Source organism: Escherichia sp. E2661, assembly GCF_004745185.1.
GTDB lineage: Bacteria > Pseudomonadota > Gammaproteobacteria > Enterobacterales > Enterobacteriaceae > Escherichia.
The window spans coordinates 305,090-319,354 of record NZ_PDIG01000001.1; the positions used below are offsets into that span (position 1 = coordinate 305,090).

Below are 14,265 nucleotides of genomic sequence, written 5' to 3' on the forward strand. Positions count from 1 at the left end.
ACAAAATAATGGCAACGCCAGTGAAAAAGTGGTTATTGCGCGTTGCCCCCTGGTTTTTACCGGTGGGCATCGTGGCGGTGTGGCAACTGGCCTCCTCGGTTGGCTGGTTGTCGACGCGTATTTTGCCCTCACCGGAAGGGGTGGTGATGGCGTTCTGGACGCTCTCCGCCAGCGGCGAACTGTGGCAGCATCTGGCGATCAGCTCCTGGCGGGCGCTGATTGGCTTTTCAATTGGCGGATCGCTGGGCTTGATTCTGGGGCTGATTAGCGGGCTGTCGCGCTGGGGAGAAAGGCTGCTGGATACCTCCATTCAGATGTTGCGCAACGTGCCGCATCTGGCGCTGATCCCGCTGGTGATTTTGTGGTTTGGCATTGATGAATCCGCAAAAATATTTCTGGTGGCGCTCGGTACGCTATTCCCCATTTATATCAACACCTGGCACGGCATCCGTAATATCGATCGCGGGCTGGTGGAAATGGCGCGTAGCTATGGATTATCCGGTTTGCCGCTATTTATCCATGTGATCCTGCCTGGCGCCCTACCCTCAATTATGGTCGGCGTGCGTTTTGCGTTGGGTCTGATGTGGCTGACTCTGATAGTTGCCGAAACCATTTCGGCCAATTCCGGTATTGGTTATCTGGCGATGAATGCGCGGGAGTTTTTGCAAACGGACGTGGTGGTGGTTGCCATTATTCTTTACGCCCTACTCGGCAAACTTGCTGACGTCAGCGCGCAACTTTTAGAGCGCCTCTGGTTGCGCTGGAACCCGGCTTATCATCTGAAGGAGGCCACGGTATGAATACGGCTCGTCTGAACCAGGGCACACCATTGTTGCTCAATGCAGTAAGCAAACATTACGCGGAAAATATCGTCCTGAACCAACTGGATTTACATATTCCGGCAGGTCAGTTTGTGGCGGTGGTGGGCCGCAGCGGTGGTGGCAAAAGTACCCTGCTGCGCCTGCTGGCAGGTCTGGAAACGCCTACCGCAGGCGATGTGCTGGCAGGTACAACACCGCTGGCTGAGATTCAGGATGATACGCGAATGATGTTTCAGGATGCGCGTCTGCTGCCATGGAAATCGGTGATTGATAACGTTGGGTTAGGCCTTAAAGGCCAGTGGCGCGATGCCGCTCGTCGGGCGTTGGCTGCGGTAGGGCTGGAGAATCGCGCGGGGGAATGGCCTGCCGCACTTTCTGGCGGGCAGAAACAGCGTGTGGCGCTGGCGCGAGCGTTGATCCATCGACCGGGTTTATTGTTGCTTGATGAACCACTCGGTGCGCTGGACGCTTTAACGCGACTGGAGATGCAGGATTTGATTGTGTCACTCTGGCAGGATCATGGCTTTACTGTTTTGCTGGTGACGCATGATGTGAGCGAAGCGGTAGCGATGGCTGACCGGGTGCTGTTAATTGAAGAAGGAAAAATTGGTCTGGATTTGACGGTGGATATCCCCCGTCCGCGCCGGTTAGGATCAGTACGATTAGCGGAGCTGGAAGCGGAAGTGTTGCAGCGGGTGATGCATCGTGGGCATTCTGAACAACCGATTCGGCGTCATGGTTAATATGCCGGATGCGGCGCACAAAACCAGCAGCTTCAACGGGCTTGTAGGCCTGATAAGGCGCGTCAAGCGTCGCATCAGGCAGTTGGACACGGTTGCCGGATGCGGTGTGAACGCCTTTTCCGGCCTACAAAACCAGCAGTTTCAACGGGCTTGTAGGCCTGATAAGACGCGTCAAGCGTCGCATCAGGCAGTTGGACACGGTTGCCGGATGCGGCGTGAACGCCTTTTCCGGCCTACAAAACCAGCAATTTCAACGGGCTTGCAGGCCTGATAAGACGCGTCAGCGTCGCATCAGGCATATTTGTGTCAAGCCAGAGCTTTAGTTATCTTCTCGTACAGATCGCCAGAGAGATTTTCCAGCCCTTTCAACTGTTCCAGCGCCGCGCGCATTTTCTCCTGACGTTTGGCATCGTAACGTTTCAGGCGAATCAACGGCTCAATCAAGCGTGAAGCCACCTGCGGGTTACGGCTGTTCAGGTCAGTAAGCATTTCCACCAGGAACTGGTAACCGCTGCCATCTTCGGCATGGAACGCTGCCGGGTTGCTGCCCGCAAACGCGCCAATCAACGAACGAATACGGTTCGGGTTACTCATGGTAAATGAGCGATGCTGCAACAGACCACGCACCGTCTCCAGCACATTCGCCGCCGGGCTGGTGGCTTGCAGGATAAACCATTTATCCATCACCAGACCGTCCTGATGCCACTTATCGTCATATTCCTGCATCAACTTGTCACGGCATGGCAACTGCGCAGCAACCGCCGCAGAGAGCGCCGCCAGCGCATCGGTCATATTGTTCGCTTCGTGGAACTGCTTGCTCACCAGCACATCAGCCAGATGCGTTTCACCAAAAGCGAGGAAGCGCAGGCAGGCATTACGTAGCGTCCGTTTCGCAATATCTTCATGCTCAACGCGATACTCGCTCTGGTAATTCGCGTTATAGATTGCCAGCAGCTCATCCGCCAATTCAGTCGCCAGAGTACGGGTGAGTGCTTCGCGCACTTCGGCAATGGCAATCGGATCAATGATATCGAACAGTTCCGCCATTTCATTGACGGATGGCAGCGTGAGGATTTCTGCCGCCAGTGCCGGGTCAATCTTCTCATCGAGTAGCACCGCGCGGAAAGCATCAGCCACATGCACCGGCAGAGACAGCGGCTGTCCTTGCTGATGACGGGCGACGTTCAGCTTGATGTAGGTTGCCAGCAGGCTTTGCGCCGCATCCCAACGGGAGAAATCATTACGCGCATGACGCATCAGGAAGGTCAGTTGCTGATCGCTCCACTTATATTCCAGTTTCACTGGCGCAGAGAATTCGCACAGCAGCGCAGGCACCGGCTGGAAGTAGACATTATCAAAGACAAAGGTCTGTTCCGCCTGAGTAACGTTCAGCACGGAATTCACCGGATGACCGCCTTTCTGCAACGGGATCACTTTGCCTTCGTTGTCATACAGTTCGATGGCAAACGGAATATGCAGCGGCTGTTTTTCAGCCTGATCCGGCGTAGCTGGCGTGCGCTGGCTGATGGTCAGGGTGTACTGCTCAGTTTCCGGATTGTAGTCGTCTTTGACGGTCACAACCGGCGTACCGGACTGGCTGTACCAACGGCGGAAATGGGAGAGATCGACATTCGACGCGTCTTCCATCGCCTGAACGAAATCGTCGCAGGTCGCTGCACTGCCATCATGACGCTCGAAATAGAGCTGCATCCCTTTCTGGAAGTTTTCTTCGCCCAGCAGAGTGTGGATCATACGAATCACTTCCGCACCCTTCTCGTAAACGGTCAGGGTGTAGAAGTTGTTCATCTCAATGACCATATCCGGGCGGATCGGGTGCGCCATCGGGCTGGCATCTTCCGCAAACTGCAATCCGCGCATGGTGCGCACATTATTGATACGGTTTACCGCGCGGGAACCAAGGTCAGAGCTGAATTCCTGATCGCGGAAGACGGTTAAACCTTCTTTCAGGCTGAGCTGGAACCAGTCGCGGCAGGTCACACGGTTACCGGTCCAGTTATGGAAATATTCGTGACCAATAACGCGCTCAATATCAAGGTAATCTTTATCGGTGGCGGTGTCGGTGCGCGCCAGCACATATTTGGAGTTAAAGATATTCAGACCCTTATTCTCCATTGCGCCCATATTGAAGAAATCCACCGCGACGATCATATAGATGTCGAGGTCATACTCCAGGCCGAAGCGTTCTTCATCCCACTTCATGGAGTTTTTCAGCGAGGTCATCGCCCACGGCGCGCGATCAAGGTTACCGCGATCGACGTACAGCTCCAGCGCTACTTCGCGACCAGAACGCGTGGTGAAGGTGTCGCGCAGTACATCAAAGTCGCCTGCCACCAGCGCAAACAGGTAGCACGGTTTCGGGAACGGGTCCTGCCACTGTACCCAATGACGTCCGTTTTCCAGTTCGCCTTGCGCAACGCGGTTACCGTTGGAAAGCAGGAAGGGATATTTGGTTTTATCGGCAATAATTTTGGTGGTAAAACGCGCCAGCACGTCCGGGCGGTCGAGATAATACGTAATATGGCGGAAACCTTCGGCTTCACACTGGGTGCAAAGCGCATCGCCTGACTGATAAAGTCCTTCCAGCGCGGTATTCGCCGCCGGGCTAATTTCATTAACAATCTTGAGCGTAAAACACTCCGGTAAATTACTGATGACCAGTGCGCCCTCTTCTTCTTTCCAGGCGGTCCACGGCTCATCATTAATATGAATAGAAACCAGTTTAAGATCTTCGCCATCAAGACGAAGCGGTGCATCTGATGCACCGTGACGGACAGCCTGGCTGACTGCGGTAACTACCGTCTTTTGCGCGTCCAGGTCAAAGGTCAAGTCAATATCAGTAATCTGGTAATCCGGCGCACGATAATCGTGACGGTATTTGGCTTGTGGCTGTTGAGTCATAAATAACCTTTAGCATCTTTTATAGAGTCTGGTGTTCAGTCTATTCCTGTTGCGTAAATCTCGCTACGCAGAATCTTCATCTTTTCAGGTACAAACGCTTTTATTGCTACATTTGTATAACATACACAGCGCAACGCTATCGACCATAAAGGTGGCATATGGTGTGATCGGGGTTCAATAAATTGCGAAACAAGGTATACTCCAGCAGTTTCCTAAGATGTTTATTGTACTAAACGCTCCCGTAAGAGGACGCTACTGCGCACCTATGACACAATTCGCTTCTCCTGTTCTGCACTCGTTGCTGGATACAGATGCTTATAAGTTGCATATGCAGCAAGCCGTGTTTCATCACTACTATGATGTGCATGTCGCGGCGGAGTTTCGTTGCCGTGGTGACGATCTGCTGGGTATTTATGCCGATGCTATTCGTGAACAGGTTCAGGCGATGGAAAACTTGTGCCTGCGGGATGATGAATATCAGTGGCTCTCTGCCCTGCCTTTCTTTAAAGCCGACTATCTCGACTGGCTGCGTGAATTTCGCTTTAATCCGGAACAGGTCACTGTTAGCAACGATAACGGTAAGCTGGATATTCGTTTAAGCGGTCCGTGGCGTGAAGTCATCCTATGGGAAGTTCCTTTGCTGGCGGTCATTAGTGAACTGGTACATCGCTATCGCTCACCGCAGGCCGACGTTGCGCAAGCCCTCGACACACTGGAAAGCAAATTAGTCAACTTCTCGGCGTTAACCGCCGACCTTGATATGTCGCGCTTCCATCTGATGGATTTTGGCACTCGCCGCCGTTTTTCTCGCGAAGTACAAGAAACCATCGTTAAACGCCTACAACAGGAAAAGTGGTTCGTTGGCACCAGTAATTACGATCTGGCGCGTCGACTTTCCCTCACGCCGATGGGAACCCAGGCACACGAATGGTTCCAGGCACATCAGCAAATCAGCCCGGACCTTGCCAACAGCCAGCGAGCTGCACTTGCTGCCTGGCTGGAAGAGTATCCCGATCAACTGGGGATTGCGTTAACCGACTGTATTACGATGGATGCATTCTTACGTGATTTCGGCGTGGAGTTTGCCAGCCGCTATCAGGGCTTGCGTCATGACTCTGGCGACCCGGTAGAATGGGGCGAAAAAGCGATTGCACATTATGAGAAACTGGGGATTGACCCGCAAAGCAAAATACTGGTTTTCTCCGACAATCTGGATTTACCTAAAGCGGTTGAGCTTTATCGCCACTTCTCTTCTCGCGTGCAATTAAGTTTTGGCATTGGCACACGCCTGACTTGTGATATTCCTCAGGTAAAACCCTTGAATATCGTGATTAAACTGGTGGAGTGTAACGGTAAACCGGTGGCGAAACTTTCTGACAGCCCTGGCAAAACTATCTGCCATGACAAAGCGTTTGTCCGCGCGCTACGTAAAGCATTCGACCTTCCGCACATTAAAAAAGCCAGTTAATATCATCAGGGAGCCATAACGGCTCCCTTTTTTGCCTTTTATTCCGAAATCTTTTGTCCCATCTGCGAATTCTGCTTGTCTGATTGCAGATGCCAGGTAACATAGGTATCCCCCCATTGACGGGTGGACAAGTGTTTATTTTTTCCGACTATTAACAGAGAGAATATTATGAGCGTTGTGCCTGTAGCCGACGTACTCCAGGGCCGCATAGCCGTTGACAGCGAAGTCACCGTGCGCGGATGGGTACGTACCCGCCGAGATTCAAAAGCTGGCATCTCCTTCCTCGCCGTTTATGACGGTTCCTGCTTTGATCCTGTACAGGCTGTCATCAATAATTCTCTGCCCAATTACAATGAAGACGTACTGCGTCTGACCACCGGTTGCTCGGTCATTGTGACGGGTAAAGTCGTGGCATCGCCGGGCCAGGGGCAACAATTTGAAATTCAGGCCAGCAACGTTGAAGTTGCCGGTTGGGTTGAAGATCCAGACACTTACCCGATGGCCGCAAAACGCCACAGCATCGAATATCTGCGTGAAGTCGCTCACCTGCGTCCGCGTACCAACCTGATTGGCGCAGTAGCACGCGTTCGCCACACGCTGGCACAGGCGCTGCATCGCTTCTTTAACGAGCAGGGCTTCTTCTGGGTTTCTACGCCGCTGATTACCGCGTCCGATACCGAAGGCGCTGGCGAAATGTTCCGCGTTTCAACGCTGGATCTAGAAAACCTGCCGCGTAACGATCAGGGCAAAGTCGATTTCGATAAAGACTTCTTTGGTAAAGAGTCTTTCCTGACCGTATCTGGTCAGTTGAACGGCGAAACCTATGCCTGTGCGCTGTCGAAAATTTATACCTTCGGCCCGACCTTCCGTGCTGAAAACTCCAACACCAGCCGTCACCTGGCGGAATTCTGGATGCTGGAGCCAGAAGTCGCGTTTGCTAATCTGAACGATATCGCCGGTCTGGCTGAAGCCATGCTGAAATATGTCTTCAAAGCAGTTCTCGAAGAACGTGCTGACGACATGAAATTCTTCGCTGAACGCGTGGACAAAGATGCTGTAAGCCGCCTGGAACGTTTCATTGAAGCAGACTTCGCCCAGGTTGATTACACCGAAGCAGTCACCATCCTTGAAAACTGCGGTAAGAAATTTGAAAACCCGGTTTACTGGGGCGTCGATCTCTCTTCTGAGCACGAGCGTTATCTGGCGGAAGAACACTTTAAAGCACCGGTAGTGGTTAAAAACTATCCGAAAGACATTAAAGCGTTCTATATGCGCCTTAACGAAGACGGTAAAACCGTTGCCGCAATGGACGTTCTGGCGCCGGGTATCGGTGAGATCATTGGTGGTTCGCAGCGTGAAGAGCGTCTGGACGTGCTGGACGAGCGCATGCTGGAGATGGGCCTGAACAAAGAAGATTACTGGTGGTATCGCGATCTGCGTCGCTACGGTACTGTTCCACATTCCGGTTTCGGTCTTGGCTTTGAACGCCTGATTGCCTACGTGACCGGCGTACAGAACGTGCGTGACGTGATTCCTTTCCCACGTACCCCGCGTAACGCCAGCTTCTAATTCACTTCCTGAAAGAGCCAGCGCACGCTGGCTCTTTTTTCATCCCCTTCTGTCAAGTTATCTGTTTGTTAAGTCAATCAATCTATTTGCAACCCCTCAAGGCCCCTCTTCCTGTTACGGAATATTTCTCTGAAATATTTGCGAACAAAAAATTAACCCACAGTCTTATTGCGGATTAGCAATTTCTTAGCTGATAGCACAATTTTTTATACTTATTTTTGGCTTTCTGGACGCCTGAAAGCGTGATTCAGTGTGACTGCGGGGATAAATGATCAGAAAGAAAATTTTCGTTTAGTTAATTTAAATATAAGGAAATCATATAAATAGATAAAATCCACTGCAAATATCATTAAAGTCCAATGGAAATATGACGGCGTTCACAAAGTTCCTTAAATTTTACTATTGGTTACACATTTTTGCTTTTTGTAACTATATCTTTATCTTTGTAGCACTTTCACGGTAGCGAAACGTTAGTTTGAATGGAAAGATGCCTGCAGATACATAAAACACCAAACTCTCATCAATAGTTCCGTAAAGATTCATTGACAGAACTTATTGGCGGCAGTGGCAGGTGTTATAAAAAAAAACCATGAGGGCAATAAATAATGATGAAGCGCAATATTCTGGCAGTGATTGTCCCTGCTCTGTTAGTAGCAGGTACTGCAAACGCTGCAGAAATCTATAACAAAGATGGCAACAAAGTAGATCTGTACGGTAAAGCTGTCGGTCTGCATTATTTTTCCAAGGATAACGGTGAAAACAGTTACGGTGGCAATGGTGACATGACCTATGCCCGTCTTGGTTTTAAAGGGGAAACTCAAATCAATTCCGATCTGACCGGTTACGGTCAGTGGGAATACAACTTCCAGGGTAACAACTCTGAAGGTGCTGACGCTCAAACTGGCAACAAAACCCGTCTGGCATTCGCTGGTCTGAAATACGCTGACGTAGGTTCTTTCGATTACGGTCGTAATTACGGTGTTGTTTATGACGCACTGGGCTACACCGATATGCTGCCAGAGTTCGGTGGTGATACCGCATACAGCGATGACTTCTTCGTTGGTCGTGTTGGCGGCGTTGCAACTTACCGTAACTCCAACTTCTTTGGTCTGGTTGACGGCCTGAACTTCGCTGTTCAGTACCTCGGTAAAAACGAGCGTGATACTGCACGACGTTCTAACGGCGACGGTGTTGGCGGTTCCATCAGCTACGAATTCGAAGGCTTTGGTATCGTTGGTGCTTATGGTGCAGCTGACCGCACCGACCTGCAAGAAGCTCAGCCTCTCGGCCAGGGTAAAAAAGCTGAACAGTGGGCAACTGGCCTGAAGTATGATGCAAATAACATCTACCTGGCAGCAAACTACGGTGAAACCCGTAACGCTACCCCGATCACTGGTGGCTTTGCCAACAAAACGCAAGACGTTCTGTTAGTTGCGCAATACCAGTTTGACTTTGGTCTGCGTCCGTCCATCGCTTACACCAAATCTAAAGCGAAAGACGTAGAAGGCATCGGTGATGTTGATCTGGTGAACTACGTTGAAGTGGGCGCAACCTACTACTTCAACAAAAACATGTCCACTTATGTTGACTACATCATCAACCAGATCGATTCTGACAACAAACTGGGCGTAGGTTCTGATGATACCGTTGCTGTAGGTATCGTTTACCAGTTCTAATAGCAGACCTCTTTGTTAAATGCCGAAAAAACAGGACTTTGGTCCTGTTTTTTTATGCCTTCCAGAGCAATCTCACGTCTTGAAAAAACAGCCTGCGTTTTCATCAGTAATAGTTGGAATTTTGTAAATCTCCCGTTACCCTGATAGCGGACTTCCCTTCTGTAACCATAATGGAACCTCGTCATGTTTGAGAACATTACCGCCGCTCCTGCCGACCCGATTCTGGGCCTGGCCGATCTGTTTCGTGCCGATGAACGTCCCGGCAAAATTAACCTCGGGATTGGTGTCTATAAAGATGAGACGGGCAAAACCCCGGTATTGACCAGCGTTAAAAAGGCTGAACAGTATCTGCTCGAAAATGAAACCACCAAAAACTACCTCGGCATTGACGGTATTCCTGAATTTGGTCGTTGTACTCAGGAACTGCTGTTTGGTAAAGGTAGCGCCTTAATCAATGACAAACGCGCTCGTACAGCCCAGACCCCAGGTGGTACCGGGGCATTACGTGTAGCCGCCGATTTCCTGGCAAAAAATACCAGCGTTAAGCGCGTGTGGGTGAGCAACCCAAGCTGGCCAAACCATAAGAGCGTATTTAACTCTGCGGGTCTGGAAGTTCGTGAATACGCTTATTACGATGCGGAAAATCACACTCTGGACTTCGACGCTTTAGTTAACAGTCTGAACGAAGCTCAGGCTGGTGACGTTGTCCTGTTCCACGGCTGCTGCCATAACCCTACCGGCATCGATCCTACACTGGAGCAATGGCAAACACTGGCGCAGCTTTCTGTTGAGAAAGGCTGGCTGCCGCTATTTGACTTCGCTTACCAGGGTTTCGCCCGTGGTCTGGAAGAGGATGCTGAAGGTCTGCGCGCTTTCGCGGCTCTGCATAAAGAGTTGATCGTCGCCAGTTCCTACTCTAAGAACTTTGGCCTGTACAACGAGCGTGTTGGCGCTTGTACTCTGGTTGCCGCAGACAGTGAAACTGTCGATCGTGCATTCAGCCAGATGAAAGCAGTAATTCGTGCAAACTATTCTAACCCACCGGCTCACGGGGCTTCGGTTGTTGCTACGATCCTGAGCAACGAGGCTTTGCGTGCGATCTGGGAACAAGAGCTGACCGATATGCGCCAGCGTATTCAGCGTATGCGTCAGTTATTTGTTAATACACTGCAGGAGAAAGGCGCAAACCGCGACTTTAGCTTTATCATCAAACAGAATGGTATGTTCTCTTTCAGTGGCCTGACAAAAGAACAGGTACTGCGTCTGCGTGAAGAGTTTGGCGTGTATGCTGTTGCTTCTGGTCGCGTAAACGTGGCCGGAATGACGCCAGATAACATGGCGCCGCTGTGCGAAGCGATTGTGGCTGTGCTGTAAGCGTTAAAACCGATGAAGCCCGCTGAAAGCGGGCTGAGACTGATGACAAACGCAACATTGCCTGATGCGCTACGCTTATCAGACCTATGCGTCCCCTGCAATATTTTGAATTTGCACCATTTTGTAAGCTGGATAAGGTGCTCGCGCCGCATCCGGCATAAACAAAGCGCACTTTGCCAGAAATCCAGGCCCGCATTAAAAGCGGGCTTTTTTATGTGCTTTTACCAGACGGGCATTTCGTCTTGCAGGAAGGGATTATGCAGGCGCTCATAACCAAGAGTGGATAATGGTCCGTGACCCGGAATAAATGTCACGTCATCCCCCAATGGCAGCAATTTATCTTTGATTGAAGAAATCAGTTGATTGTGATCGCCTCGTGGGAAGTCACTGCGCCCTACTCCGCCTTTGAAAAGGACGTCGCCAGAAATCAACAGTTTTGCCTGATTATCAAAGAAAACCACATGGCCTGGCGTATGCCCTGGGCAATGTAACACCTGTAAAGTCACATTCCCTATGCTGATAGTGTCGCCTTCATTCAGCCAGCGATCTGGCGTTAATGGCTGACACTCTTCCAGGCCAAACATGCGACTCTGCGCAGGCAAGCCTTGCAGCCAGAACTCATCTTCTTTTTCCGGGCCAAGCACTGGCACGCCGTAGTGTTGTGCCAGTTCCGCCGCTGCGCCAACGTGGTCCAGATGACCATGCGTCAGCAGGATCTGCATTAGCGTCAGACCGCTGGCGTCAACTTCCTGTTTGATTTTTTCCGCATCGCCGCCCGGATCGACCAGTGCTGCCAGGCGAGTTTGCTCACACCAGGTCAATGAACAGTTCTGGGAAAATGCGGTGACCGGAATAATACGATAGTTCATACTGCCCCTGTTTCGTTAAGCGATTGTTACCAGTGCCGCGCTGGCCCGGTATCAATATGCACAAAGTTACTGCGTGGGTAATATCCTACACCACCTGCGCGCATAGATAACGCTGCTTTGCGTATATTGCTTAACGCAATACCTTCAATATGGAAGTCCATCGCCTGCCCTTTAGTGTGATAGCTTTTCTTTGCTACTCCACGGCTGTGGGCGCGTAATTCGTTATTGGTGTCAATCGAACGGTAGCCAGATATGAGCTGTACTGGCTTGCGAGTGCCTAACAACCCTTGCAGGCGATATAACTGGTCGAATAATCCTGGGTCGATGGACCTTATTTTGTTCGCGCGGAAATCGCGGAAAAAATGGTTTAGTTTTGCCAATTCTTCCTGAATATAGCCTCTGCCATCGAAAAACTCCGCCTTAATTGACTCTCCGGTGTGGAGATTGTTAAGTGTCAAAATGCGCGGACGTGGGGTAGAGAGTGTCGCAAATGAAGGCGTCGGCAGGATGGCGGCACCAAGTGCAACGCCACCAAGCGCCAGTAGTTTGCGGCGATTAGCGTCGAATTTGTCCATGATAATCAAGTCTACAGGTCAATGTTATCGTTTATATGCACTTCTGGCGCACAAGAGGCACCTTAACCGCCCATAAAGCTGACGTCAAGATGACTCACCCCCAGCAGCGACGGGGGCTACAGAGAATAGCCCCCGAACATGCCAATTATTACGACAACAGATTTTCCCGAACTACTTCATTTATCTGATTAATTGTTCCGCTTTTGAGACAATTTGCGAGCTGGATCGTGCAGGCAGATCATAATTGTAAATATCTGTACGATATTGGGTACGACCATCTGCACCAACAAAGGCGGTCAGATAGTAAAGATTAACCGGTATCGATTGACGAATATTAACGTAACGGGTATCACCCCGCTTCAGAGCATCGGAGATACGTTTGTCATTCCAGCCAGCATCCTGCAGCAGCATATTTGCCAGATCCGACGCCTTGTTCACCCGCACACAGCCAGAACTCAACGCGCGCGTTTCACGTTTGAAAAGATTGTGATTCGGCGTGTCATGCAAATAGATAGCGTCTGAACTCGGCATATTAAATTTATACCGTCCTAGCGAATTTCGCGGACCAGGAGCTTGCTGGAAGCGGAACGGCAAATTCGATGCGGTGATCGTCGACCAGTCAATCTGCCACGGGTCAAGCGTATCTTTGCTGTTCCAGCCGCGCATCACCGTATAGCCATGACTTTCCAGATAACCAGGATCGTTACGCACCTTTGGCAGAATATCTTTGCGTGCCAGCGTCGGTGGTACGTTCCACGGCGGGTTTACCACCACATTGTTTAAGGCACTGCTCATCATCGGCGTTTTGCGATCGGGACGACCGACAATGACCCGTGAATCCAGCACTTGATTGCCGTTCTGATAATAGACCAGCGAGTAGGCCGGAATGTTAACCATGATGCCAGTAGAAAGCTCGGATGGCAGCAAGCGCAATCGCTGGATATTGAGCGCCAGCACGCCCGCACGCTGTGCAGGCGTGACGTTTAACCAGTCTCGCGTTGCCGGGCCAATAGATCCATCTGCCCCTAAGCCTTGCCATGCCTGAAAACGTTTAACGGCTTCCACCAGCTCATTATCATAAGCAGCTCGGACGGCTGGCGCAGGTTTACTGCGAGCTGTAGTTTGCTTATCCATCGGCTTAGTTTCGGCTGTTTCGATTGCAGCGGCAGACGGACTAACTACCGCGCCTGTCGATGTTTCATCGCCCGGCAGTGCTATTTTCGGCCCACCTTCGAGCATACCTGTACGCTGCAAAATCTCGCGCAGCGCCGGGACGTCGTTACTCCATTGACCAGGGCGTAGCGTTGCTTTACCGGTCAGTTGCGGCCACGGTTTGGAATCACTCAATAAGGTCAGCAAAGATTCATGCATTGCTGAATATTGCGGATGCTGTGGTGCCAACCCTGAGACAAACGTGGTCAGTTGACCGTTATCCAGCGCCACCTGCCAATGGTTAATGACCGAGAGCGGCGGTGTTGAGAGCGCATAAGGTTTACTGCTGTACAGCCAGCGGGTACCTTTGACCGGAATGTTTGCGACGAAATGGAGATACCCCATCATTGCATCCGATAGCACCACATCACGTGCCATACCGTTAACGCCAGGGTCAGTCAGTAACTCCACCCATTTGTTAAACTGCGGTTGAAAACCGGCAATCGCCACTTCCGCCAACTGCTGCTGGAAAGCTTTAACTGCATCACGATTTTCCCACATCGGCTGCATATCGCGTGCTGCATACAAGAGTTGAAGCTGGTTAAGATAAACCGGCTTATAACCTGCAGGTAATTGTGATTCAATTTGCGTGCGGGCCTTTTCTGCCGCACCTTCAGGTAGCGGTTGGATCCCCGCCATTATTGCCGTGGCTTGCGCCTGCGGCAGTACATCTCCCTGTTCACTTACAGCCACCGGGCTGTCACCAGGGATAACCTCAGGCTCATCAGCCTGCACACTGAACAGTGGAGCGAATGTTACGGCCAGGCACAAACTGATTGCCGAAAGCCGACGACCACACATCATGTTAAGCAACATCCCTTGCCCCCTGTTTTTATCATACTCTGAATAGCCAGGCTGTTTTATCTTAACTGCCTTTACAACGCCAATACTCATGAAAGTATGACGAGCAAGCCTGTTACTTATCAAGCTTACCTTCAGTATATAAACGTCGGTACGTTTTTACACAACCTAATGTAAAGAAGTTTAAAGAAAAGCGCGCCATAATGCGGCATTTTTTTTAGTGCAGAAACGGAGTTTT

At 50.8% G+C, this 14,265-nt stretch carries 10 protein-coding genes; 6 read left to right on the top strand and 4 right to left on the bottom strand.

Annotated elements, in window-relative coordinates; genetic code table 11:
* Positions 1-8 precede the first annotated feature (8 nt).
* Positions 9-800 (top strand): aliphatic sulfonate ABC transporter permease SsuC, encoded by a 792-nt coding sequence (ssuC, locus tag CRI63_RS01680; RefSeq protein WP_053263467.1) that lies wholly within the window; start codon positions 9-11, stop codon positions 798-800.
* Entirely contained in the window at positions 797-1,564 is a 768-nt protein-coding gene (gene ssuB, locus CRI63_RS01685) for an aliphatic sulfonates ABC transporter ATP-binding protein (RefSeq protein ID WP_130205361.1), read from the top strand. Before ssuC ends, ssuB begins: the two co-directional genes overlap by 4 nt.
* A 306-nt stretch (positions 1,565-1,870) precedes the next feature.
* On the opposite strand, the gene pepN is transcribed toward ssuB, so the two are convergent.
* A complete protein-coding gene (gene pepN / locus CRI63_RS01690; RefSeq protein WP_135486369.1) occupies positions 1,871-4,483 on the bottom strand; it encodes an aminopeptidase N in 2,613 nt (870 codons plus the stop codon).
* A 265-nt stretch (positions 4,484-4,748) separates the two neighbouring features.
* Here pepN and pncB point away from each other — a divergent pair, with 265 nt between their 5' ends.
* From pncB to aspC, 4 genes are all read left to right on the top strand, one after another.
* Positions 4,749-5,951 (top strand): nicotinate phosphoribosyltransferase, encoded by a 1,203-nt coding sequence (gene pncB, locus CRI63_RS01695; RefSeq protein ID WP_130205357.1) that lies wholly within the window; start codon positions 4,749-4,751, stop codon positions 5,949-5,951.
* A gap of 168 nt (positions 5,952-6,119) precedes the next feature.
* On the top strand, positions 6,120-7,520 hold the full coding sequence (gene asnS / locus CRI63_RS01700) for an asparagine--tRNA ligase (protein WP_130205355.1): 1,401 nt from the start codon (positions 6,120-6,122) through the stop codon (positions 7,518-7,520).
* 605 nt (positions 7,521-8,125) lie between these two features.
* Entirely contained in the window at positions 8,126-9,196 is a 1,071-nt protein-coding gene (gene ompF / locus CRI63_RS01705; protein WP_130205353.1) for a porin OmpF, read from the top strand.
* Positions 9,197-9,379: 183 nt separating this feature from the next.
* A complete protein-coding gene (aspC, locus tag CRI63_RS01710; protein WP_130205351.1) occupies positions 9,380-10,570 on the top strand; it encodes an aspartate transaminase in 1,191 nt (396 codons plus the stop codon).
* A 221-nt stretch (positions 10,571-10,791) separates the two neighbouring features.
* Here the strand turns inward: aspC and gloC are convergent, their stop codons facing one another.
* The 3 genes from gloC to ldtD form a co-directional block, all read right to left on the bottom strand.
* Positions 10,792-11,439 carry a hydroxyacylglutathione hydrolase GloC gene (gene gloC, locus CRI63_RS01715; RefSeq protein WP_135518311.1) on the bottom strand — a complete coding sequence of 216 codons (648 nt, stop codon included), beginning with the start codon at positions 11,437-11,439 and terminating at the stop codon, positions 10,792-10,794.
* Positions 11,440-11,465: 26 nt separating this feature from the next.
* Positions 11,466-12,014: a YcbK family protein gene (locus tag CRI63_RS01720; protein WP_130205347.1), complete on the bottom strand. Its 549-nt coding sequence runs from the start codon at positions 12,012-12,014 to the stop codon at positions 11,466-11,468.
* Between the two features lie 180 nt (positions 12,015-12,194).
* Positions 12,195-14,042 (bottom strand): L,D-transpeptidase, encoded by a 1,848-nt coding sequence (gene ldtD / locus CRI63_RS01725; RefSeq protein ID WP_135518313.1) that lies wholly within the window; start codon positions 14,040-14,042, stop codon positions 12,195-12,197.
* Positions 14,043-14,265 lie beyond the last annotated feature (223 nt).